Annotated in this window: 19 protein-coding genes; 7 read left to right on the top strand and 12 right to left on the bottom strand. The window is 61.2% G+C overall.

The window, feature by feature from the left end:
- On the top strand, positions 1–2079 hold the full coding sequence (locus V3330_RS09015; RefSeq protein WP_354695082.1) for a glycosyltransferase family 2 protein: 2079 nt from the start codon (positions 1–3) through the stop codon (positions 2077–2079).
- A 626-nt stretch (positions 2080–2705) separates the two neighbouring features.
- Here the strand turns inward: V3330_RS09015 and V3330_RS09010 are convergent.
- Positions 2706–3746 (bottom strand): sulfotransferase domain-containing protein, encoded by a 1041-nt coding sequence (locus V3330_RS09010; protein WP_354695081.1) that lies wholly within the window; start codon positions 3744–3746, stop codon positions 2706–2708.
- A gap of 135 nt (positions 3747–3881) precedes the next feature.
- Here V3330_RS09010 and V3330_RS09005 point away from each other — a divergent pair, with 135 nt between their 5' ends.
- On the top strand, positions 3882–4661 hold the full coding sequence (locus V3330_RS09005; protein ID WP_354695080.1) for a sulfotransferase family 2 domain-containing protein: 780 nt from the start codon (positions 3882–3884) through the stop codon (positions 4659–4661).
- On the opposite strand, the gene V3330_RS09000 is transcribed toward V3330_RS09005, so the two are convergent.
- From V3330_RS09000 to yihG, 4 genes are all read right to left on the bottom strand, one after another.
- Positions 4658–6454, bottom strand: a complete 1797-nt coding sequence (locus V3330_RS09000; RefSeq protein WP_354695079.1) for an ABC transporter ATP-binding protein — start codon at positions 6452–6454, stop codon at positions 4658–4660. The two genes, V3330_RS09005 and V3330_RS09000, sit on opposite strands and share 4 nt — an antisense overlap.
- A 172-nt stretch (positions 6455–6626) precedes the next feature.
- Positions 6627–7532 (bottom strand): glycosyltransferase family 2 protein, encoded by a 906-nt coding sequence (locus tag V3330_RS08995; RefSeq protein ID WP_354695078.1) that lies wholly within the window; start codon positions 7530–7532, stop codon positions 6627–6629.
- A 546-nt stretch (positions 7533–8078) separates the two neighbouring features.
- Entirely contained in the window at positions 8079–8633 is a 555-nt protein-coding gene (locus tag V3330_RS08990; RefSeq protein ID WP_354695077.1) for a sulfotransferase family protein, read from the bottom strand.
- A gap of 198 nt (positions 8634–8831) precedes the next feature.
- Positions 8832–9719 carry a 1-acylglycerol-3-phosphate O-acyltransferase, YihG family gene (yihG, locus tag V3330_RS08985; RefSeq protein WP_354695076.1) on the bottom strand — a complete coding sequence of 296 codons (888 nt, stop codon included), beginning with the start codon at positions 9717–9719 and terminating at the stop codon, positions 8832–8834.
- A 657-nt stretch (positions 9720–10376) separates the two neighbouring features.
- Between yihG and V3330_RS08980 the strand changes: the two genes are divergently transcribed.
- Together V3330_RS08980 and V3330_RS08975 are read left to right on the top strand one after the other, a co-directional pair.
- The gene (locus V3330_RS08980) at positions 10377–11783 is read left to right on the top strand and encodes a dihydrolipoyl dehydrogenase (protein ID WP_354695075.1); all 1407 of its coding nucleotides are present in this window, start codon (positions 10377–10379) and stop codon (positions 11781–11783) included.
- Positions 11784–11800: 17 nt separating this feature from the next.
- Entirely contained in the window at positions 11801–13057 is a 1257-nt protein-coding gene (locus tag V3330_RS08975; protein WP_354695074.1) for an acetyl-CoA C-acyltransferase, read from the top strand.
- 114 nt (positions 13058–13171) lie between these two features.
- Here the strand turns inward: V3330_RS08975 and grxC are convergent, their stop codons facing one another.
- On the bottom strand, positions 13172–13444 hold the full coding sequence (grxC, locus tag V3330_RS08970; RefSeq protein WP_354695073.1) for a glutaredoxin 3: 273 nt from the start codon (positions 13442–13444) through the stop codon (positions 13172–13174).
- A 124-nt stretch (positions 13445–13568) separates the two neighbouring features.
- Between grxC and V3330_RS08965 the strand changes: the two genes are divergently transcribed.
- Positions 13569–14411, top strand: coding sequence for an AraC family transcriptional regulator (locus V3330_RS08965; protein ID WP_354695072.1), 843 nt, complete (start codon positions 13569–13571; stop codon positions 14409–14411).
- A gap of 105 nt (positions 14412–14516) precedes the next feature.
- Complete coding sequence (locus V3330_RS08960) at positions 14517–15803, top strand: serine hydrolase domain-containing protein (protein ID WP_354695071.1); 1287 nt, start codon at positions 14517–14519, stop codon at positions 15801–15803.
- Between the two features lie 37 nt (positions 15804–15840).
- Here V3330_RS08960 and V3330_RS08955 read toward each other — a convergent pair whose 3' ends face one another.
- A complete protein-coding gene (locus V3330_RS08955) occupies positions 15841–17133 on the bottom strand; it encodes a hypothetical protein (protein ID WP_354695070.1) in 1293 nt (430 codons plus the stop codon).
- Positions 17134–17225: 92 nt separating this feature from the next.
- Between V3330_RS08955 and V3330_RS08950 the strand changes: the two genes are divergently transcribed.
- Positions 17226–17711 carry an MBL fold metallo-hydrolase gene (locus V3330_RS08950; protein WP_354695069.1) on the top strand — a complete coding sequence of 162 codons (486 nt, stop codon included), beginning with the start codon at positions 17226–17228 and terminating at the stop codon, positions 17709–17711.
- A gap of 71 nt (positions 17712–17782) precedes the next feature.
- Here the strand turns inward: V3330_RS08950 and ilvA are convergent, their stop codons facing one another.
- The 5 genes from ilvA to V3330_RS08925 are packed head-to-tail and all read right to left on the bottom strand — an operon-like array spanning position 17783 to position 24103.
- Positions 17783–19396 carry a threonine ammonia-lyase, biosynthetic gene (gene ilvA, locus V3330_RS08945; protein ID WP_435791675.1) on the bottom strand — a complete coding sequence of 538 codons (1614 nt, stop codon included), beginning with the start codon at positions 19394–19396 and terminating at the stop codon, positions 17783–17785.
- 2 nt (positions 19397–19398) lie between these two features.
- Positions 19399–20505, bottom strand: a complete 1107-nt coding sequence (leuB, locus tag V3330_RS08940; RefSeq protein WP_354695068.1) for a 3-isopropylmalate dehydrogenase — start codon at positions 20503–20505, stop codon at positions 19399–19401.
- Positions 20483–21067, bottom strand: coding sequence for a 3-isopropylmalate dehydratase small subunit (gene leuD / locus V3330_RS08935; protein WP_354695067.1), 585 nt, complete (start codon positions 21065–21067; stop codon positions 20483–20485). Before leuD ends, leuB begins: the two co-directional genes overlap by 23 nt.
- Positions 21064–22494, bottom strand: coding sequence for a 3-isopropylmalate dehydratase large subunit (gene leuC / locus V3330_RS08930; protein WP_354695066.1), 1431 nt, complete (start codon positions 22492–22494; stop codon positions 21064–21066). The genes leuD and leuC overlap by 4 nt, the downstream gene beginning before the upstream one ends.
- 16 nt (positions 22495–22510) lie before the next feature.
- Positions 22511–24103 carry a 2-isopropylmalate synthase gene (locus V3330_RS08925; RefSeq protein WP_354695065.1) on the bottom strand — a complete coding sequence of 531 codons (1593 nt, stop codon included), beginning with the start codon at positions 24101–24103 and terminating at the stop codon, positions 22511–22513.
- Positions 24104–24159: the final 56 nt, after the last annotated feature.

Below are 24159 nucleotides of genomic sequence, written 5' to 3'. Positions count from 1 at the left end.
ATGATGGCAACGGACACCAAAGTAAGCGTCATCATTCCGGTGTACAACACCGCGGAATACCTGCCGGATTGCCTCGAATCCGTGTTGGGCCAGACTCTGCGGGAAATCGAAGTCGTGGTGGTCATCGATGGCTCGCCGGATCATTCAATCGATGTGGTGCGTGGTTACCAGCAGCGCGATAAGCGCATCGTCGTCGTCAACAAGCCCGTCAACGAGGGTTTGCCGGAGGCCCGGAACTCCGGTGTTGGAGTCGCTCACGGTCGATATATCATCCATCTGGACAGTGATGATTTCTGGCTCGAAGACAACCTGTTGCAGGATCTGTATGAATTTGCGGAGTCGGAAGCTTGTGATGTTCTGCGCTTCAACGGCCGCAACTACGAATCCGGCAGGTTGACGTCTCTGATCACCAATGAGCTGGACCTCATCAACGGGGCTTTTGACCGCGACCGGGAATTGTGGTGTTACCGGTCGGTGTTTTTGTATCTCTTCCGCAAGGAATTCATCGACCGCGAAGCCCTGTCGTTCGTTCCGGAAGTCGGCATCGGAGAAGATGGAATCTTCCTGTCCTCCGCCCTCACTCGGGCCGATCGCGTGTCCTCTACCTCGGCGTGTTACTACGCGTACCGGATTCGTCCTTCAGGGATGATGAAAAACACCTGGTCTCTGGATCGGTTTATCGAGGAGGAAACATCGGCCCGATTGATTGCGAATAATCTCTCCCAGCATGAAGACGCTCTTCATGATTACCTCTTTCGCAGGCTTTATACGTACTGGGTTTCAGTCGTTTGTCCCAAGGTCGCGCGTGAACTTCCCCGGGCTGAGCGGATGAAGTTGTATCTTTTCGCGCAAGACAACTTCCTGAAACTGCAGCCTGATTCGATGAGCTGGCTCGAACCCCACCACCTGCCGGGATGGCTGCTGCACCGATACTTCCTGTCATCCGATTTCACCAGGATGGATCGGCTCGTTCGCCTGATCCGGTACCTGGTCATTTTTCTGCCTTTCGGCAAACTCATGATCCAGTATGCGGAGCGGTTTTTCAGGTTGTTCCAGAGCGTGGTGCGAAGAGTGTCCGGAAAATTATCCGGTGTTTTCTGGGCGGTTTTCGGCAAAGAACGGCATTTTGAAAATCTCGAGTCGCTCGAGGAATACCCGGTCCGCCTTCCCAGGCGGCGCAAGACGGCGGGCGTGAGCGCCATGCTGCGGGTGAAAAATGAAGAGCGTCGAATCGAGGCGTGCCTTTCATCCATTATCGATGTCTTCGACGAAGTCGTGGTCATCGACAACGCGAGTGAAGATGCCACGCTCCAGGTGGTGCGCTCTCTGAGGGAGCGCGGAGGCGATTACGACAAAATAAGAATTCTTTCCTACCCGCACCGCGTGGCGCGGTGTGGCCCGGAGCACGCCTCGACACCTGAAAACTCGGTCCGCAATCTCGCCTATTACTACAACTGGTGCCTTGGTCAGTGCCATTACAGCGTGGTCTGCAAGTGGGATGCGGATATGTTGCTGACGCCGGTGGCAGAGTCCCGGTCGAAGTTTCGGCGGTGGTTGACGCGGTTTACGGACGGCACAGGTTTGTCGCTGGGTAGCTTCCCGGTTCAAACGGTTTACATCGACGGTGAGAATAGAGCCTACGAAGCTGTGGCCGAGATCAATGATGAAATCCGGGTTTTTCCCAATTCATCGCTGGTTTACTTCATCGGGGGGGAGTTATGGGAACAGCTGACGTGGGATCTTCCCCTGCCGGTCGCATGCCTGGCTGAGGTCTGCGCTTTCGAGATAAAGGACACGGCCGTCGATGAATTCGCTCACTGGTCAACAAGCCGGTTCAAAGGCCCCCGGAAGGTGCGAGAGTACAGAAATTTCATGCGCGTGAAGAACCGCTTGCACCGTGCTGGCGATTTCAGTCCCGTGCAAGCGGACCTGGCCCAATGGATGACACATGAACTTGATAGCACACATCGGAACCCCGAAAACCGGGACGACGACCGTTCAGGAGATGCTGTTCGCCAACCGGGAAGCCCTGAGGGCTCAGGGGTTTCACTTTCTGCAGTGTGCCGGCCCGAAGAATAATCGGGCAGTTCCCGCTTACTGTATCGATGACCAGAGTGTCGACGACTTTTTTGGCCGACGACGGAGTGCGAATCCTCAGCAACGGGCCCTGTTCAGAGAGAAGTTTCGGTCACGTTTCCATGACGAATGCGCGGCACTCGGTGAAGATATTCACACAGTGATCACGTCCAGCGAGCAATTTTCGACGCGACTGAAAACGGAAGAGGAAGTGGCCAGGTTTCGTGAGCTCATTGCGCCCCGGTTCTCCGGTGTGCGAATCCTGTGTTGGGTGCGTGAGCAGTGCGATGCGGCGGTTTCGCTTTACTCCACGTCGTTGCGGGGCGGGGGTACATCCGGATTCCAGGACTTCCTCAGGAAGTGCGTGCCGGAGAATCGTCGCTTCAATTATTACGCGATGCTCAATACCTGGGCGTCCGTTTTTGGCAGGAGTCGTATCGAGGTCAGGGTGTTCGATCCTTTGCGGGAGAGCCTGACCCGTGAGTTCTTGTCCTGCCTTTCCCCCTCTTTGGTGGGTATCCTGGACACGGACGTCGGTCGTCAAAATGCATCCATCAATACCGCGGGTCAACGCATCCTCCTGTCGGTAAACCGATTCATGCGCCGATACCCCCGCGCCGGGAACGCTATCAGGCCAAACCGACGAAAGATCGTCCGGCTGGTGGAGTCGTGTTTCGCCGGGCAAGGGCACAGGCCGTCCGTCGAGGACTATCGGAGAATTTACGCGGCCTTCGCCCCCTCGAACAGAATGCTGAACGAGACGTATCGGGGTGCAAGCGGCGACCTGTTCGAATTCCGGCCACCGAACCGGGGACGGCGGGCGGTGACTGCCTAGGCGGGTCCCGATAACCCGGCCACAGGTCGACCATTTGCTCCCCGAACCGGTGGCGAATGAACCGATAGGTCTGCGCATAATGCCGGGCGGCCTGTTTTGCCAGGTCGGGGGGTACTTCCGACTTCTCCAGGCTTTTGTTCCTGACGGTCGCGAAATCCGGATTCTCCAATTCCATATCCAGAAATCGCCCCAGGTTCGAGTACGAGCCGGGCGTGAAGAACCGCTCATAGAAGTCATAGAAAATATCGTCTGGCGGGAAAACTTTTTCCAACTCGGCGATGGTGCGATCGTAGCGCGTTCTCATGCTGGCTTCCGGGTTTGTGAAGGTAACAAGCGTGGCGACTCTCTTCTGGTTGGATTCCAGCGCTTTTCTGACTTTTGCGGCCTGGTGAAACATGGACCAGACTCTCTCGACCGGATCCCGCATCATGAAAATGACCCTGACCCGGAATCCCCGTTCATTCAGCCCCGAGCGGATAAACCGAAACGCATCGGCATCCAGCATCGAATAGCTCGGCGTGAAGTCGCCTACGGCCTGCGTTTGGGCGTTACGTTCGTATAGGTCGTGGAAATAATTGAAATAGTTGCCTGGATCTTCGAGGAAAGAGCGCAACTTCAGTTCCCGGGCGACTTGCTCACCGGCTTCCCGGCCCCGGTTGATTTTCTCCGTCAGTCCACGTCGATAGTTCGGCAGGTAGGGGGTGAACAACACATCGAACACGTGGTATTCCTTGCACAGGCCCATGTTGATCGATCGGTTCTTTCTCAGCTGGGCGTGCAGCCAGGTCGACCCGGTTCGTTGGGCGCCAATTCCCAGAATGAAAGTTTTCGTCATGATGTTGTCTCTGACTGAAAAGGATTTACGATAACCTTGGGTCGCGGGTCACGAACTGCCACGTCGGTCCGAACATGGCGCGCCACAGGCGGACACAGATCGCCGGTGCGGGGCTGTCGATCGGAGGAGGGTTGGATGAAACATATTGTTTTCCTGAACGGCCGCTTGGGGTACCGGGACCTGCCCAAGGTTGCCAGCACCAGCATCAAGGCCGCGATCTATCAACTCGAAGAAGGTGAGGCATTTTGTCACAAGAAGCTGGGTATGCACGTCCACACCTACATGCGGCGGAACAAGCGTGGCGAGATTTCAGCCTGTGAGAAGACATTTGTCGTGGTCAGGGATCCGATTGAGCGGGTCCTGTCGGCCTACAAGAACAGAGTTCTGTTTCACCAGGAGTTGTCTGAAGCGTTTGTCAGGGAAAACTTTGCTCACCACTACTGGGATATCCCTTACTTCACCCCGGGCCTGGGGCAGTTCATCGAGCATTTCGATGACTATCTGCTGATCAGACCCATTTTTCACCATTGTCGGCCCATGGTGGATTTTTTTGAAGGCCGGAATCTCGAAGACTACACCCACGTCTATAAAATGGAAGAACTCGGAAGGCTTGCCAAAGACCTCTCCTCGCTGACCGGCGAGGCGGTCGAGTTCGAGCGCAGACAGACCGGCGGAAAAAAATACTCCGTGCGGGACCTGACGAAATCGCAACTCGAAAAGCTGGTTGATTATTACGCGAAGGACTATGAATTGCTCGCGGAGCATTACACGGTGGACGAGGTCTGGAGCAAGTGGCGGGGCGTGGAGCACTCCCCTGAAGTGCCCCGTCCTGCGGAGAAAACGCAAAGTCTGCTCGGCAGGCTGCAGGCAAAAGTCCGTGCGGGTGTCTCCCGCCGGGGACCCCATCGAAGCTAACCGGCTCCACTCATTTCTTCATACATCCTGAACATGGCGGCGTAAATTCCGTTTTGCACGATCAGTTCGTCATGCGTCCCCGATTCGGTGATGCGGCCTTCATTAAGGACAAAAATCCGGTCTGCCATCCGCACGGTCGTGAAGCGATGGGAAATCAGAATGGTCGTTTTGTCGCGGGTGAGGTTTCTGATATTTGAGTAGAGATTGAATTCGGCCCGGATATCCAGGGCCGATGTGGGTTCGTCCAGAATGACCAGGCCGGGGTTCGAAGCCAGGGCCCGGGTCAGCGCGAGGTTCTGGCGCTGTCCTCCGGAAATGTCGTAATCGCCGAATTTGCGCCCGAGCAGGGTGTCGAAGCCTTGCGGCATTCCGGCGATCATCTCGGCTATCTGAGCCTGGTGAGCCAGTTCGGCCACGACGTCCGGGGCGTCGTGCAGTCTTTCCCAGTCGCCGAAGGCGATGTTCTCCCGCACGGTGGCCTCGAACTGAACCGCATTCTGGGTGACGAAGGAAATGTGCTTGTAAAGCCGCTCGCGGTCGTATTCCACAGCCGGGCGGTGATCTATTTCGATCTGACCGGCGGTCGGCATGTAGAGCTGGGCGATGAGTTTTGCCAGCGTGGTTTTTCCCGACCCGTTGGGGCCGACGATGGCCACCGTCTCTCCCTCGCGAATGGACATCGACAGGTTCTTGAGAACGGGCCAGGTGGTTCCCTGGTAGGTAAAGCTCAGATTCCTGATGTCGATATCGCCCAGTTCCCGCCTGGGTTGAATATCTCCACTTGGTGGCAGCGTGTTTTTCAAAGCGAAAAGTTCGCGCAGATTGAAAATATTGAATTCCGACTCCGAAATCGTAAAGAGAGCGGCACCCAACTTCGCCAGCGCCGTCTGAATACGCCAGGCGGCAACCCAGAAGGCGGTGAATTTTCCGATCTCGATGGCGCCGGTCGTGGTCTCCCGGGCGACCGTCAGAATCGCTCCGATCAGCGTGACGACGACCAGCAGCGTCGCACCCAGCGTGACGTAAGCGCGCAGGCGGTAGAAGCCTCTTTTGACCTGGTTGATCTCCCCCATGGTTTGCATGAATCGCTGCAGGAAAAGCGGTGCGATTCCGAGCGTCGTGACCGAAGGGATCATGCTCCGGTTGGTCAGGGTCGACGTGTAATACCGGCTCCACCGCCGGGCGGTCGTCTGCTTCCGCTGAATGTTGAAGTTGATCCGGGAGAGATAACGATTACCGACGAGAGCCGGAATGCTGACCAGCATGATGACGGTCGCCCAGCCCGGCGAGACCCAGATCAGAACGCCCATCAGGCCGGCGATGCTGAGCAGGCTGGATGTGACCGTGAACACACCGGTTGTGAATTGCAGCATGTTCATTCCGGGGGACTGTTGTCCCCGCTCGATGATGTCCTGGACCTGCCGATCTTCAATTCTCTCGAGATTGAGCGAGGAAATGTGGCTCACCACTTCGTGCTGCATGACCGCTTGCAGACGGTCGCGCAAACAGTTGGTGCAGTAGCGTACGGTTGTGCTGCTGGTCACCAGGAGCACGGTGATAACGGCCGCCAGGATGATCCAGGGAATGAGGGGGGCAAGATCAGAGGTTGGGCTCGCAAGCATGTCCTTGACGACGGTTGCGATTTTTCCGAGCAACAGGGCCGAGACCGGGGCCAGCAGGGCGGAGAGGATTTGGCCCAGGACGATGCATATGATAAGCGCCTTTCCGATGCGGAAAACGCGAGGCAGTGAGAAAGCGGCTGTCTGAAAAAACGGATTGGTTGTCAGTTTCATATGCATCACGCAACGGTAAACACGTCTTCCGCGGGCAGGGAGCCATGATGTTTCCAATGAAAAAGGGCTCTGGTGACGTCGCGAACCGCTGGCGGCATCGTCCCTTGAAGGGCTTCGTGTTGAGTGAGGCTGGAAGCCGGAACCAGTTTACCGCAACGCGATGGGTGGAAAGTTACCCGCTCGAGGATCGGGGGTTCCCATACCTCCAACGCGCCGCTTCACGCAGGTATCCGTAAATATTGGCCAGTTGCCACAGCCCCATCAGTAAGCACACTTTCGCCTTCCTGGAAAGGCCTTTCACCCTGGAGACGGGCGAGAGCAAGGTCGGAACGTGTGCATAGAACAGGAACTTGTCGAACATGCCGGACAGCCCGTTCTGCCGGCGCTGCATGTGGTAGACGTAGGCTCCGCGACCGTAACAATAGTACATATTCGCGAAGCTCCTGATGTTCAGAGTATGGTGGTGCTCCACCGAGGCATCTTCGGCGAAGTGCATGGCGCGGCCCGATGCGAGCCAGCGGTCACAGAACTCCCGATCCTCCGCTCCGTACGGTGGGAACTCCGTGTCACAACCTCCGAGTTCCAGGTACGCGCTTCGTTTCATCACCCAGTTGGCTCCAGCGAGAAATCTCGCGGATCGGCGCCCCCGGTTGCTGCGCCGGTACACCATGTCCAGAATCAGCTGGGCGGTGACCGAGCAGATGTTGTCCTTCAGCCCGTTGCGCAAGCGCCCTCCGATCAGGGAGTCGGGGAATCGGTCTGTCCAGGTATCAATCTTGCGGAGCCAGTTTCTGCTGGGCCGGCAATCGTCATCCAGAAAGATGAGAAAAGTCCCGCGGGCGTGTTCCGCGCCCAGATTGCGGGCCGCGGAGACTCCACCATGTTGGCCGCGAGCCACCGATACCGGGAAGGCACAGTCAACGCTCTCTGCGAGGCTCTTGACGCAATAATCGCTGCCGTCGTCAGCAATCAGCACCTCGAATGAGATCCCCGCCGTGTCCATTTCGGCTATGGACGCCAGGCAAGCCTTGAGATGAAACGGGCGGTTGTAGGTGGGGATGACGATCGAGTACTGCAAACGACTTTCTCCTGCAATTACTGGGCAAGTAAATACAGCCCTGACGACCCTGTCACGGTTTCCGAATGAAATCTTCGGGCCTGGGTGCCTGAATCCATGGCATTGGCCCCGGAAAATCGTTGCCCGGGGCGGTCATATAGTACCGAATTCAGTTCGCCGATGACGACTTGCGGCGGCAACAAGGCCCGCGCCCCCGCATTGCCGGTCAGCGACTGCAATCTGACGACAGGCCGGCTATTTCGAAGGTTGGCGTGGAAGAACCGTCAGGGGGTGCTCGCAATTTCATTCAGAGCGTCGAGCAGCTGCGTGACGTGCCGCTCGACCCGGCGTCGTCCCAACCGCCTGCTCGCACCTGCTGCGAGCATTCCCTGATCCGTCGCTGCTTGCCGGGTAGCGCATCGGTGTACCGACGGATCAGCCGTTCCTGCTGTGCCCGCGCATAGTGTCCCCGGCCTCGTCATGATCCATCCGCCCGGCCTGTCCCGTTCACTCGGGGCAGGCCGGTTTTTGTTTGATTGCAGGCGCAAGCACCTCAGCCCCTGCAATTCACGGGTCTTTGTGGGCGTGAGGAAACGGGTGATCCGGAATATCCTTGCCCAGGAAAGCGCACAGCTCGTTCCAGCCTTCGCCGTCGCAGATCCGCAGACGGAACAACCGATCGGGACGATTGGAAAAATGCTCCCGAACGGCATCCAGATGATTTTCGTAAGCCTGCGTTAGCCGGGCCGGCTCAAAGTCTGCCGTTCCATACATCTTGATTCTGAGCGCCCGTTCCATTGGCGACACGTCGCTGCCTCGATTCGCATAATGTCGCCGCATGGACTCAAGCCAGGTTTCGGGATCCCGCTCGGTGCAGATGAAGCGGCTGCCCGGGAACAGCCGGTCGAGCTTGCGGAAGATCGCCGCGACCGGGGTATCGGTTCCTCCGTCACGGGCGAGATACAGCCACCATAACCTCAGACGATCCTCGCGTACCGCGAGATCCGGCCGGGCGTAGTGCAGCATGCGATAGCCGAGGATGCCGAGAGCATCGGTCAGACTGGTTGTGCCTGTCCGTCCCGGACCAATGCCGAATATCTTGTTCCACAGGGTGTACCTCACGATGGTTATCGTGACCGATCCAGCATCTCAAGCATAGCCCGGAAACCGGCATTGGAATCTGTCTGCCTGCTGGTGCGCCGGCATCGCATCGGTCGAGGTTGGTCTTGAGTCGACGTGAAGCGGAGTGTCGGGCCGAACCGTAGAATACTTTGGCAGGGCATTCCGAACGAACCGTGCGGTCACACCGGGATGCTGAGTTCAGCGTTCCGACACACATGCCCGTTCCAGGTGCTGGTCTTTTTCTTCCCACAAGCGGTTCACCCATTGTTTGAGCCGGGCCCGGGATTTGGGATGATTGCGGAAATCAACCCCGCGCAGGTCCGGATCAATGGTCCGCAGCTTCGCGTCCACGGAAATTCTGCGCACCTGGCCGGAGATGAACTGCCAGAACGTCGGGATGCCGTCGGGATAGTTAATCGTCACATCGATGACTTCCTGCAACCCGTCGCCGAAAGAAAAAAGCACCTGGCCGAGGCCGCCGTAGCGTGGTCGCAGCAGATGGGAATACGGTGAATTCTGAGCATCATGCTTGGCCGGGGTAAAGCGGGTGCCTTCCGGAAACGACATCATCGACACCGGGATGTGCTTGAGCTTTTCACAGGCCCGCGCCGCATTGCGTAAATCCTTTTCGCGCAGGGCGGGGTTTTTCAGTAATTCCTCACGCGAGTATCGGCGCAGGAACGGAAAATCCAGCGCCCACCAGGCGAGGCCGATGAACGGTACCCAGATCAGTTGTTGCTTGAGCATGAAGCGCATGAACGGCGCGCGGCGATTCAGGCACGATTGCAGCACCAGGATATCGACCCAGGACTGGTGATTGCACAGCACCAGATAGCGCCCGCTCCGGTCGAGCCCCGCAGGCAGTTCCAGGTCCCATTTCATGCCCCGATAGCGGGATATGACGAATTTGTTGATGCCGATCCACAATTCCCCAACCGTCGATGAAAATCGCGCCACCATGTTCCTGGCCGCGTCGGTCGGTGCCAGCAACTTGGGAATGACCAGCAGCAGAACGACCACGGATATCACGATGGTGCTGAGTGAGATCACCAGCATGGCCAGTAATCCCTGGATGAAATAACGCATTGGAGCTACCAACCTTCGATCTGAATTCCCGGGCGGTCTACGATCGGCCGCCAGATGTTGACGTTGGGATGGTCAATCAGCCATTGGCGTAGAGAGTGCACATCCACCAAGCTCGGCACAGTGCAACAAAATCACCTATCAATCAACTGATCAGTTCGGCCCCGAAAAGCTTTGTGAACATCATGCTCGTCTGGTGACTGATGGACTCAAACAGCCGAAGAAATCCAGAAAACGGGCCAGGGCCCTGACCATACACAAGGGCGCGACCCCCGTCTCACTCAGCTATCGATCGAACATTTCTTCGCCTTGCCATGGAATAAATCGTCCGGCTCATCCGTTAGCGGGTTGCAAACCACCCAACAGGAGGTACGAACAATGGATTGCAACACGAAAATGGACCGTCTGAACATCGATCCGACCCGGCGCTGATCCGCAACGGCTGGAGCGAGGACTGAGACTGCCTTTCGGAGTTGCGGCATCCTGCGCCATCGAAAGTGGCGAACTCTCGGGATTCACGCAGCCGGGTTCTTGTCGTGAATTAACTACTCAGTTGGACGATTGATGCATTAATTTTGGTTATTCAGCCATAGTTAGAATATATGGCAATCCCCATAATGGTCTACGAATGCAAACTCTAGACCCCAGGGAGAATATCCAATGCAAACCCGTGATGTCGATGTTGCCGTGATCGGTGCCGGCTCGGCCGGCCTCGTCGCGTATCGCTCCGCCCGGAAATGGACGAAAAACGTCGTCCTGATCGAAGGCGGCCCCTACGGCACGACCTGCGCCCGCGTAGGCTGCATGCCCAGCAAGCTCCTGATCGCGGCTGCCGAGGCGGCGCACGCGGCGCGGGAAGCGTCGGAATTCGGTGTGAACGTCGATTCCGTTACGGTCGATGGCCGCGCGGTCATGAACCGGGTACGCCGCGAGCGGGACCGATTCGTCGGTTTCGTCGTCGAGGGTACCGAAAACATTCCGGAAGAGAACCGCCTGCGCGGCTACGCCAGGTTCCTCGACGATCACCGCCTGCAGGTGGACGACCACACCATCGTCACGGCGCGGCGCATCGTCATCGCCACCGGCTCGTCGCCGAGTTACCCGAAAGCCTGGGACGCGCTCGGCAACCGACTGCTGGTGAACGACGATATCTTCGGCTGGGACGACCTTCCCAGGTCGGTCGCGGTGTTCGGTCCCGGTGTGATCGGCCTGGAACTGGGACAGGCGCTGCATCGGCTCGGCGTCGACGTGAAGATGTTCGGCCTGGGTGGCCTCGTTGGTCCTCTCACGGACCCGGCGGTCGTCGAGTCGGCGCGCGCCGTGTTCTCGAAGGAGTTCTACCTCGACGCCGATGTTGACGTTCGGAACATGGAACGCGTCGAGGGTGGGGTCCGGATCGAGTATGTCGATCATGACGGACACCTCCAGACGTCGGTCGTCGATTACGTCGTCGCCGCCACCGGGCGTCGGCCCAACGTAGCGGGTCTGGGGCTGGAGAACACCCGTCTGCCGCTGGACGATCGCGGCATTCCGGTGTTCGACGACCAGACCCTGCAGGTTGGCCGCTCGCACGTGTTCATCGCGGGCGACGTCAACAACGACCGCCCGCTGCTCCACGAGGCCGCGGATGAGGGCCGCATCGCCGGTGGCAATGCGGGTCGTTTTTTCCGGGTCGAGCCTGGCAAGCGGACCGCGCCACTGGCCGTGGTTTTCTCCGACCCGCAGATTGCGATGGTCGGCCACACCTACCGGGCGCTCGAAGGCCAGGACATCGTCGTCGGCGAAGTCTCTTTCGAAAACCAGGGCCGCAGCCGCGTCATGCTCAAGAATCAGGGTCTGTTGCGCGTCTATGCCGACGCCGAAACCGGCTGCTTCCTGGGCGCTGAAATGATCGGCCCGCGTGCCGAGCACCTGGCGCACCTGCTGGCCTGGTCTTACCAGAGCGGGCACTCGATCCAGCGAATGCTTGAAATGCCTTTCTATCATCCCGTCATCGAGGAAGGTCTGCGCACCGCGCTGCGGGATGCGAACGCGAAACTCCAGGACCGCCTGCGGCGGGCCGCCTGAGTCACAGGAGAACCCTAATGTCGAATTCAACCGAGAGAAAAGTCGCCATCGTCGGTGGCGCAAGAACACCGTTCGCCAAGGCGGGCGCGCAATTGAAGGGCTACTCCGCGCTGGAGTTGGCGACCCATTCCGTGGACGGGGCGCTGGAACTCACCGGCCTCGACCCGGAGCAGGTGGACGAACTGGCCTACGGCACCGTGATCGTGGATCCTGCCGTTCCGCACCTGGCACGCGAGGTCAATTTCAGGAGCAGACTGCCGGCGGACGTTCGTTCGCTGACACTGACCGACAACTGCATTACCGGCACCTCGGCGATCCAGTCCGTGTACAACTCCATCGTGCTCGGCCGCGCGGATGTCGGCATTGCCGGCGGCGTGGATTCGATGTCCAACCCACCGGTGATGTTTACGCCCGAGGCGAGCCGCATCTTCCTGGACGCCTCTCGGGCGAAAACGCTCCGCGATCGCCTCAAAGTCTTTTCGAAACTGCGGCCGCGTCACCTCAAACCCTGGTCCTACGGCATCGCCGAGCCCTCGACGGGCCTGACCATGGGTGAACACACCGAGATCACCGTCAAGGAATGGGGGATTTCGCGCGAGGAACAGGACGAGATTGCCTGGCGCAGCCACAGGAATGCCCATGCCGCCACCGAGGACGGGCGGCTGAAGGCTGAAATCAGCCCGCTGGGCGGCTTCGACCGTGACCTGCTGATCCGGCCGGACACGACCCTCGAAGCACTGTCCAGGCTGCGGCCGGTGTTCGATCGCAGCGAAAAAGGCACTCTCACGGCCGGCAACTCCAGTCCGTTGACCGACGGCGCCGCCGCCACCGTGCTGATGGCGGAGGAGCGCGCGCGTGAACTGGGTTTCGAGCCCCTGGCCTTCATCAGGGACTTCATCAATGTCGGCATCAGTCCGGACGATGGCCTGTTGATGGGGCCCGGCATCGCCGTTCCGAGGCTGCTCGAACGCAACGGCCTTTCCATCGATGACATCGATATTTTCGAGATGCACGAAGCGTTCGCGGGGCAGGTGGCCTCGAACCTCAAGGCCTGGGAGCAAGGCTGGAAAGAACCGGCCATCGGCCGGGTCGACCGGGAACGGCTGAATCCGCTGGGCAGCTCCATCGCCGTCGGCCATCCCTTTGCGGCGACCGGTGCGCGAATCGCGACCACGCTGGCGAACGAACTCGCCCGCCGTGATGCACGCTACGGAATCATCAGCATCTGCGGCGCCGGAGCGACCGCGGTCGCGATGCTGCTCGAGCGTGCATAAGGCGCGGGCGATTGGAGTCATGAACGGCATGCGCCCGGCGATCAGCCGGGCGCACCGGTCAAAAAAATTCCCCGCCAAGGGCGGGGAATCTGCTTGCCGGGTACGGGCGGAGGGTCAGGCCGCGTCGCGCGTCACCTGGCTCAGGATCGGGTCCAGTTCGCCGTGGCGATCCAGTTGGGCGATGTCGTCAAAGCCTCCCAGATGGCGGTCACCGGCGAAGATCTGCGGCACCGAGGTGCGTCCGGAGCGTCGGCGCATCTCCAACTCGCGCCCCATATCGTGAGTGACATCGATGGCATCGTAGGCGACGCCCTTGCTGTCGAGCAGATTGAGCGCCCGGTTGCAGTAAGGGCACCAGCTTTTGAAGTAGATTTCGAGACGTCGCATCGTGATTGTCCTCTGGTTTAGCTAACGTACTTATTATTTTGAGGCCACTAAGTAGTTCATTCTATAGCTAAAAGCATATTTTTATGCTATTAAGTGTCTAAATTGTGAGTGATATGAGTAAAAAATGGAAGTTCTGACTGACATTCTCAATGGCTTGCGCGCCACGGGCAGTGTCTACTTCTGCGACTTTCTCGTACCGCCGTGGGAACTGACGTTCGAAGACGAGGAGCGCGCCACCTTTCACCTGGTGCGCCGTGGCCGCTGCCGGGTTCGCATCGGGGACGAATCCCACGCCCTGGAGACCGGGGATTTTATTTTCCTCGCGCCGGGTTCGGATCACAAGCTGTGCGGAGATGATGCTGGCGATCCCGACACGCTGTTGCTGTGTGGCTACTGCGCCTTCGACAGCGCTGACGATGACGTACTGACGCGGGCCCTGCCTGGTTTCGTGCTGCTGCGCCGGGATGAGTTGGACCAGTGGCCCTGGCTCTTGCGCACCCTGGACCACCTCGGCGCCGAGTATCAATCCGGCGCGCCCGGCAGTGAGTTGACCGTGAACAAGCTGACCGAGGTGCTTCTGGTTCAGTTGCTGCGGGCCGATTTCGGGCGCAGGCAGGATACCGGCATCATTTCCGCCTTGAGGGACAAGCGCATCGCTTCCGCTCTGGCTGCGATCCACGAACAGCCGGGTGACGACTGGACCATTGAGCGGGCGGCGGATGTGGCCGCGATGTCCCGGTCGGGGTTCGCGCGGCGATTCAAGGAGTTGCTCGAACAGAGTTTTTTCGACTACCTCACCAAACTGCGCATGCGCAACGCCCGCGACTTGCTGACGAGTTCGACCCTGAGTGTCGGTGATATCGGCGAGCGAGTCGGCTACCAGTCGGAGTTGTCCTTCGTCAAAGCCTTCAAAAAGCAGCATGCGGTCACCCCGCGAGCGTACCGTTTGCAAAGCAAGGCGGGATGAGTGATCCGATGCCGGGCCGGCATCGGGGTGAAATGTAAGCCGCCCAGTCCCGCTCTTACCCGGTGGGGTTCAACGGCACCGCAAGTGCGTTCGGGAGTAGAAATCATGAAGGCATTTTTCCAATGGCTGGCGTTGACACTGGTGGGTGTTGTCGCCTGGGGCGGAATCAACCTGCTTGCATTCGATAAAAGCTGGTTCGTCGAGTCTGCCGTGCCCGCCGGTGATCGGGAGGCTTTCGCCGCTTACGCCAGCGATCGCATCCGGGCGCAATCCAACGGTAATGCCGCCTTGCTGCTGCTCGACGCGGGCGTCGTGTCCCATGAGGTCAACCATTCCCGGGGGCGGCCGGTCACGGCCGACAGCGTCTTCGGCGTGTCGTCCGTGAGTAAATGGGTGGCGGCCATCGGTGTCATGCGCCTGGTCGAGCAGGGCAAGCTCGATCTGGATGCGCCGGTGTCGAACTACCTGACACGCTGGTCCCTGCCAGACAGCGAATTCGACAACAACGGCGTCACCGTCAGGCGCCTGCTCAGTCATACCGCCGGACTCACCGACGGTCTCGGGCATGACGGTTTCGCCAGCCGAAATCAGGTGCAACCGCTGACCGAGCACCTGACCCGGGCCAAAGACGCGGATCCGGATGTCAGCGGTGAGGTCCGGGTCGGTCTGCAGCCCGGTAGCTCCTTCAAGTATTCCGGCGGTGGCTACAACCTGCTGCAACTGGTGGTCGAAGAGGTGACCGGCATGAGCTTCGCTGACTATATGCAGCAACAGGTACTGATGCCGCTGGGTATGACCCGCAGCACATACGACCCCGATCGCGCTACCGATCCGGCTACCTACTTTGACGCTGAAGGCCAGCCGCGCGCCTATCCGTACTACACGTCGCTCGCTGCCACCGGTCTCCATGCCAGCGCCCGTGACCTCGCCAGGCTGCTGGCCTTTCACGCCACGGGCCAAACCGTCGCCGGCGCACCGCCGCCTGTCTCGCCCGAGACGCTGGAACTCATGCGCGAGCCGCACGCGCAGCAACTGGGGGCCGATATCTGGGGTCTGGGTACCATCCTGTACGCCCGGGACAACCACGGCAGCTTCGTCATCGGGCACGGTGGTCAGTCGCCTGCACTCAATGCTTCAGTGCGGTTCAACCCCGCCACCGGCGACGGCTTCGTCCTCCTCACCACCGGCAACCGCTCCCTGGCCGCCGATGTCGGCACCGAGTGGACCCTGTGGCAGACCGGCAACGCCGATATCTACCTGCAGGCCAACCTGATCCCCCGGGTTCTACTGCGCACTCTGATCGGCGCCGCGGTGATTGCCGCGCTGAGTGCCTTGTGGGTGGTGGTGAGGCGGCGGAGAAGGCGGGCTGAATCCCGGAAAGTGCGAAAGTAGAGTGACGTTCAGGAGGGCCCGGGCACCGATTGGGTGATCAAGGGTGTATCCACTCCGGAAACTCCCCGCGCTCGATCTGGCCGGCGAAATCGCGATTTTCGATCCAGTCGAAGCGTTCGACCAGGCTCTGACAGAGTTCAAGCAAGAGTGGTTTGAGGGACTCCTCGCCCCGCAAGGTCGTGATTATCCGGGGTTGCCGAGTGGCAGGGTTGAAAAAACTGTAACGGAAGAGCGGGTCGTCCAGATCCGGCTCGAAGATCAGAAAGTAGTACGCCGCGGTGGCCCGATAGTAGGTCGCCTGGAGCAGCCGGGTGGGGGTTTGTTCATCCTGCCATGCAATGAACTTCACGGCGGTGGCGTTCATGCAGTGGTTTACCTCGCCCATGCTGACCGGGTCATGGGTCTGGTGCTTGACGAGGTCCAGTTCGGTTGACGATCGGTTCTCGTCCCAGTAGCGCGTGTCTGCCAGGTGATAGATGCGGTCAGGGTCGAGGGGCGCATCCCAGGCAACGCCAGCGATGTCGGCCGGATCAGCCGGCCGCCCGATTTTGTGCAGAACCGTGGGCAGCACGTCGGCGCCGTTGATCCAGGTACGCGGTGTGGTGGCGCCGGCCGTGTTGTCGCGGATGAAGCACCAGCGCCAGTAATCCTTGGGCGGTGTCAGGCGATTGACGCAGTCACCGTGGTCGCTGAACACGAAAAACAGGGCGTCCGGCTCATCGAAATTCCACAGCGAAAGCCAGTCGGTCAGGGTTTGTTCGAGGTGCTCCAGCCAGGCCGCGGGATCGTCAATCTGCTGGTGGAAGTCATAAACGAGATCGTGGTAATGGGCCCATTCCACGTGCGTGTACGCCTGCCCGCCTTCGGCCTGGATCTGCTCGAAGTAAGCGGCCTCGTTGGCCATGAATTCACGGTATCGCCCGGGGTCCCGCCAATCGGAGAACGGCCGCCCGCTGACACTGGCCGCGGATACGATGATGTTGGCGTAGCGTGGGTGTCGCAGTTCGGGGCAGAGCTTGCGCAGAAAGGTTCGGGGCGACGGCCGGAAACCCGGCCGCCATTCCTCACCCAGGCCGTCGGGCAGAAAGGTGCGTTGTCCCTCGTGCACCTCGATGATGAATCCTTCTTCGAGCAGGATGTCAACGAGGAACGGGTCGCCCGGACGCACCGAATCGTAAACCTTGCCGTACAACATGGAGTTGATGCTGGCGGAGGTAAACAGCCCGTTGACCAGCAAATGAGCCGGCCGGAACCCGGCTCGCTTGAGCAGGTTTTCCGCCTGGCCGAACAACGGGGCCGCATCGATGTTGATGGTGTAGATTCGCAACAAAGGAGTTCAGTGGCCGGGTTCGTCAGATACTCTACTCTTCACCGCTCCATCATGCCTTCAAGGTGTCATACCAGCCGTTTTTCCGGAGATCGGTGACAGCGGATCCTCTGCATTACGACCAGTCGATCGCGATCCCGGACATCAAGCTGACCGGCTTCATGTATGGCCGCCGGGCACCGCTCACGGTGTTCGGTCCCGAAGGCATCGAGGAGATGTGCGACCACTTCCAGGCGGCTTTCACCTGGGATCTCGAGCAGCGCGGCCTGGTGGGTTTCGACTTGACCGGCGCTCGCTTTGAAGCCCAACTGGCCAACATCAGCCTGGCGGTGCACACCACGCCGGAGCAGGCGGGATACATCTTTACCCATACCGGGCCCCGTCTCGCCGTCTACTCCCACATTATTCCGCCCCAGACCACGGCCGAAGAACTTGCTGAAGTCACGGCGCCCCACTATTCGGGTCCGCTGTTGACCGCGGAAGACTTCATGACCGTGACCATCGGTGACGAGATCGTCATTGGCTCGGCGCGGGGTGAGGGCACTGCCGAGTACGAGAAATCCGATGTGGCGCCTGAATAGCGCTTGCTTCCAAAGCTGACCTGCGAGAGCCCGGTACGGGCCGGGGGCGCATGTTTCGGAGCCAATCGGCTCTAGTTGCTGGCCGCGCCCGGCGGGCCGACGAACATCCGGTAGGCGAGGTTGTCGCCCTCGAGTTTGTAGGGGTAGCCGGTGGCCTTGAGGAAGCGCTGGAATTCCACCTCATCCTCTTCCGGCACCTGGATACCCATCAGGACCCGGCCGTACTCGGCGCCGTAGTTGCGGTAGTGGAACAGGCTGATGTTCCAGTCCGAGTGCATGCCTTCGAGGAAGGTGAGCAGCGCGCCGGGGCGTTCGGGGAACTCGAAGCGCAGCATTCGCTCGTTGGGGACGTCGGCCCTGCCGCCGACCATGTGCCGGATGTGCAGGCGAGCCATCTGGTTGGTGGAAAGGTCGGTAACGGCGTAGCCGTTTTCCTCCAGCAGGGCGATGATCTCGTCCTTCTCCGCGATGCCGCCCTTGAGTGCGATGCCGACGAAGATGTGGGCCTCGGCCGGGTCGGCGAAGCGATAGTTGAATTCGGTGATGCCGCGCTCGCCGATGAGCTGACAGAAGCCGAGCAGACTGGCCGGGCGCTCGGGCAGGGTGACGGCGAGCAGGGCTTCGGTTTCCTCGCCGACGGCGGCCCGCTCGGCGATGTGCCGCAGGCGGGCGAAGTTGACGTTGGCGCCGGACAAAATTCCCGCGGAAACGCCCTGGGCCTCCGGGTGCTCGGCGAAGTAGCGTTTCATGCCGGCGAAAGCCAGCACGCCGGCGGGTTCGGCAATGGCGCGGGTGTCCTCGTACACGTCCTGCACGGCGGCGCACATTTCATCGCTGTCCACGGTCACGATACCGTCCAGCATCTGCGCGCAGATGGCGTAGGTGGTGTCGCCTACCCGCCGCACGGCGGCGCCCTCGGCGAAGTGGCCGACTGAGTCCAGGGTTACGGGTTCGCCGGCCTGGAGTGCGGCGTCCATGGAGGCCGATTCGGTGGCTTCAACGCCGAAAATCCTGATGTCCGGCTGCAGGTAGCGGGCGACCATGGCGACGCCGGCCGCGAGACCACCGCCACCGACCGGGATGAACAGGTAGTCGATGGGCCGGCCCGCCTGGCGGATCAGTTCCAGCGCAATGGTGGCCTGGCCGCAGATCACGTCTGCATCATCGTAGGGGTGGATGAAAGCGCGCCCTTCCCGTTCGGCGAGCTCCGTGGCATAGGCGCAGGCCGTGTCGAAGTCGCTGCCTTTGATTTCCACCGTGGCACCCATTTTGCGCACGGCGCTCACTTTGATTTCGGGGGTGACTGCCGGCATCACGACGACGGCGTCGATACCCAGGTGCCGGGCCGCCATCGCCACACCCTGGGCGTGGTTGCCGGCCGACGCGCAGACCACGCCGTTGCGGCGTTGCGCTTCCGTCAGGGTTTTCAGCTTGGTATAGGCGCCGCGCAATTTGAACGAGAATACCGGCTGCAGGTCTTCGCGTTTGACCAGGACTTCCAGTCCCAGGCGATCGGAAAACTGCGGCATCGGCTGCACCGGGGTTTCCTGCACGAGGTCTTCGAGCCGGCACTGCAGTACGGCGGGCAGGTAGCGGTCGAACAGGGCCTGGCGTTGAGCGCTGTCGGCGGCCGCGTTGGGATTGATGGCAACTCGAGTTGCGGGATGCGGCGCCGGCGGGTTCATGATCAGGCGGTCCGGGATGCGGCGGCCGCGCCGGTAAGTCGGCGGCAGACGGCCTCGGTGACGGCTTCGGTGCCAACACCTTCGGGCACCAGATCGAGAGTGAGTACGCCGTCGGACCAGCAATCGGTAATGGCGGAGTCCAGCGCGTCGGCGGCTTCGGTTTCATGGAGCGAAAGGCGCAGCATCATGGCGATCGAAAGCAGCATGGCGTAGGGGTTGGCGATGCCCTGGCCGGCGATGTCCGGAGCCGAGCCGTGTACCGGTTCGTACAGACCGAAGTCGCCATCGGCCAGCGAGGCGGAGGGCAGCAGACCCATGGAGCCGCACAGCATCGAGGCTTCGTCGGAGAGGATGTCACCAAACAGGTTCTCGGTCAGCATCACATCGAAGCTGGCGGGCTTGGAGAGCAGATGCATCGCGGCGGCGTCGACGTAGAGGTGCTCCAGGCTGACCTCGGGGAATTCCTCGCCGATCACCCGCTCGGTGACCTCGCGCCACAGGCGCGAAGTCTCGATGACATTGGATTTGTCGACCTGCACGATACGGCGGTCGCGCTGCATGGCCAGACGGCCGGCCTGCCGGGTCACGCGCGTGATTTCGTCTGCGGTGTAACGGCACACATCTTCGGCGACATCGCCCTCGCGCCGTTTTTCGCCGAAATAAATGCCCCCGGTGAGCTCGCGCACAATCATCACGTTCACGCCGTCGAGCCGTTCGGGGCGGACCGGTGAAAAGCGGTGCAGGGTGGGGTGGGTGACGATGGGGCGCAGGTTGCAGTACAGCCCCAGTTCGGAGCGGATACGCAACAGGCCCCGCTCGGGGCGCAGTTCGCGCGGTTGTGCATCCCACTTCGGGCCGCCGACGGCGCCCAGCAGCACGGCCTTGGCGTCGCGGCAGGCGGCCACGGTTTCATCCGGCAACGGATTGCCGGTCGCATCGATGGCCGCCCCGCCAATGAGCTGCTCGTCAATGTCGATGCCGAAACCGAAGCGGCTGGACAGCACGTCCAGTACCGTGCACGCGCTGGCGTACACTTCGGGCCCGACGCCGTCGCCGGGAACGGCGACGATGCGGTGTTGGTGATTGTCAGCCGGCGCGGCGTTGCTCATGTCGGGCGATGTCCTCTTCGTGTCGGATCAGGTAGTCGAGCTGGTCGATGCCCTCGGTGATGCAGTGCGCCGAGAAGCGGTCCAGCGGAAAGTCATAGGTGCCGAGTTCGGCGATATGGATCTGTGTGGCCGGGATGTCGATTCGCACTTCGTGATCGGGGTGTTCGATCAGGAACCGCGCGACTTCCTCGCTCACTTCCACTGGCAGCAGGCCGTTCTTCAGCGAGTTGTTGCGGAAAATGTCGGCGAACTGGCTGGAGATCACCGCGCGAAAGCCGATGTCGAGCAGGGCCCAGGGGGCATGTTCGCGCGAACTGCCGCAACCGAAGTTGTGGCCGGCCACCAGCACCTGCTGGCGCTGCGGGTCGTAGTCGTCCAGCGCGCCGGGCTGGCGCGGACTGCCATCCGGGTTGAAGCGCCACTGATAAAAGCAGAACTGTCCCAGGCCTTCGCGCTCGGTGGTGGTGAGAAACTGGGCCGGAATGATCTGATCGGTATCGATGTCTTCCTGCGCCAGCACGAAGGTGCGGGATTCGATAACGCCTTGCGCTTGTGTGCTCATGCGGCGCCCTCCATCGGTTCGGTCAGAAATTCACGCGGATCGGTCACCTTGCCGGTCACGGCGCTGGCGGCCGCGGTCAGCGGGCTCGCCAACACGGTTCTGGCGCCACGGCCCTGGCGACCCTTGAAGTTGCGGTTGCTGGTGCTCACCACCAGTTCGCCCTCTTGCGCGATGTCACCGTTCATGCCGATGCACATCGAGCAGCCGGCTTCGCGCCATTCGGCTCCGGCGGCGAGGAAGACCTCGTGCAGGCCCTCGGCTTCGGCGGCCTGTTTGGTGGCCTCGGAGCCCGGTACGATCAGTACGCGGGTGCCTTCGGCGATCTGCCGGTCGCGCAGGATGGAGGCGGCCGCGCGCAGGTCCGATAGCCGCGAGTTGGTGCAACTGCCGATAAACACCACGTCCACGTGCTCGCCGGCCAGCGGGTGGCCGGGGCGGAGCTGCATGTAGTCGAAAGCTTCGCGGGCGGCGGCATCATCGCGTTGCGGCACCGCGGAGCGGATGTCGATGACCATGCCGGGGTTGGTGCCCCAGGTCACGCTGGGCTGAATGTCGGCGGCGTCGATCACCACTTCGCGGTCGAAGCGGGCGCCTTCGTCGGTGGGCAGGGCCTTCCAGGCCTCGACGGCGCGGTCCCAGTCCTCGCCCTGCGGCGCCATCGGCCGGCCCTTGAGGTACTCGAAAGTGGTCTCGTCGGGCGCGACCATGCCGGCGCGGGCACCGCACTCGATGGACATGTTGCACAGCGTCATGCGGCCTTCCATGTCCAGTGCGCGGATGGTGCTGCCGTGGTATTCGATGACCGAACCCGTGCCGCCACCGACGCCGATCTCGCCGATGATGTGCAGGATGACGTCCTTGGCGGTCACGCCGGGCCGCAGTTCACCGTCCACCCGGATGCCCAGCGTGTTCGGCTTGCGCTGAAGCAGGCACTGGGTGGCCATCACGTGGCCGACCTCGGTGGTGCCGATGCCGAACGCCAGCGCGCCGAAGGCGCCGTGGGTGGCCGTGTGGCTGTCGCCGCATACGATGGTCATGCCGGGTTGGGTCGCGCCCATTTCCGGACCCATCACGTGCACGATGCCCCGGTGCGGGCTGTCCCAGCCATGGAGCTTCAGGCCGTATTTCTCACAATTGCGGTACAGGGTTTCCACCTGCTGATGCGCCTGCTCGGTCACGTACGGCCGTTCGCCGTTGGCGTCCGGCGGCAGGGTGGGCGTGGAATGGTCGATGGTGACCAGGCAACGTTCCGGGCAGCGGACTTTCAGGCCGCGCCGCTCGAGCTCGGAAAAGGCTTGCGGCGAGGTTACCTCGTGCACCAGGTGCAGGTCGATATAGATAATGGCCGGGGCGCCGTCGCCGTCCGCGGTCGACTCCGGCTTGACGACGTGGGCGTCCCAGATTTTCTCGAACAATGTTTTTGCCATGGTTGTGCCGCTCCGGTTATACCGCCGCCTTCAGGTCGCGCTGCTCGTCATCGAGTTCGCGGCCCTGGTGCTGGTGGTGGCGGTTCATGATGGTGACCATGGCCTTGGCCGCCGCCTCGACGATGTCGGTGGACAGCCCGGTGCCCTGGTAGCGGCTGGCGCCGATGATGGCGCGCACGGTGGCGCGGCCCTGGGCGTCGCTGCCGCCCGACACGGCGCTGACATTGAACTCCTCGACATGCATGTCGACGGACATGGCCTGGCGGATGGCGTTGACGATGGCATTCACCGGTCCGTCGCCACGGCCGCTGAAAATACGCGGGGCCTGGCCGTCGTAGCGCAGTTTCACGCTGGCCTCGGCTGACTGACCGGAATTCTCCACCTCGGTGTGGATGGAAATCGCATCCAGGTGCCACGGCCCGCTCTGCTCGTTGCCCAGCACCAGCGCCTCGATGTCCTCGTCGTACACGCTTTTCTTGCGGTCGGCCAGGGCCTTGAAGGCGACGAACAGGTCTTCGAGTTTTTCCTTGGTCACGGCAAAACCCAGTTGTTCGAGCCGGTCGCGAAACGCGTGGCGGCCGCTGTGCTTGCCCAGCACCAGCGAGTTTTCCGGCACGCCGACATCGGTCGGGCGCATGATTTCGTAAGTCTCGACGTTCTTCAGCACGCCGTCCTGGTGGATGCCGGACTCGTGCGCGAAGGCATTGCGCCCGACGATGGCCTTGTTGGCCTGCACCCGGGACCCGGTGACCGAGGTCACGAGACGGCTGGTCGGATACAGCCGGGTGGTGTCGATGCCGGTACGCAGGGCAAAGCGGTCCTGCCGCGTGCGCAGCGCCATGACCACCTCTTCCAGCGAGCAGTTGCCGGCCCGCTCGCCGATGCCGTTGATGGTGCACTCCACCTGCCGCGCGCCGCCTTCAATGGCGCCCAGCGAGTTGGCCACCGACAGGCCCAGGTCGTCGTGACAGTGGGCGGACAGCACCACCGAATCGGGTTTGTCGAGATGGTCGGTCAGGTGCTGGAACTGCGCCTGCAGTTCGCTGGGGGTGACGTAACCCACCGTATCCGGCACGTTGAGCACGTTGGCGCCGGCCTCGATGGCGGCCTGGAAGTACTCGGTCAGGTAGTCCATCTCGGTGCGGCCGGCATCCTCGGCGGTCACCTCGATGTCGTCGAACCATTGCTTGCCGAAGGCCACCGCCGCGGTCATCTCGTCGATGATCTGCTGCTGGCTCATGCGCAGCTTGTGCTCACGGTGGATGGGGCTGGTGGCGATGAAGATGTGCAGCCGCTTGTTGGGCGCGCTTTCCAGCGAGCGGGCGACAGCTTCGATGTCGCCGCGGCGGGTGCGCGACAGGCCGCAGATCTTGGCGTTCAGGCCCAGATCGCCGATGGCCTTGACCGACTCGAAATCGCCGTCGGAGGCGATCGGAAAGCCGGCTTCGATCACATCGACCCGGAGATCGTCTAGCGCGCGGGCCACCTGGAGCTTTTCCTTGAGGTTCATGGAACAACCCGGGGACTGTTCGCCGTCCCGCAGGGTGGTGTCGAAAATGTAGACGTAGTCGTTGCCTTTGTCGGCGTTTTCGTTCGTCTTCGTGTTCATGATTTCAGCTCCAGTTTCACCGCTTTCACGTTAAAAAACCGGCCGGGTGGGGCGGC

The organism is Elongatibacter sediminis, assembly GCF_037892215.1.
GTDB lineage: Bacteria > Pseudomonadota > Gammaproteobacteria > Xanthomonadales > SZUA-36 > Elongatibacter > Elongatibacter sediminis.
Note: the sequence above shows the minus strand (reverse complement) of the source record. Positions and strands in the feature narration are given on the sequence as shown.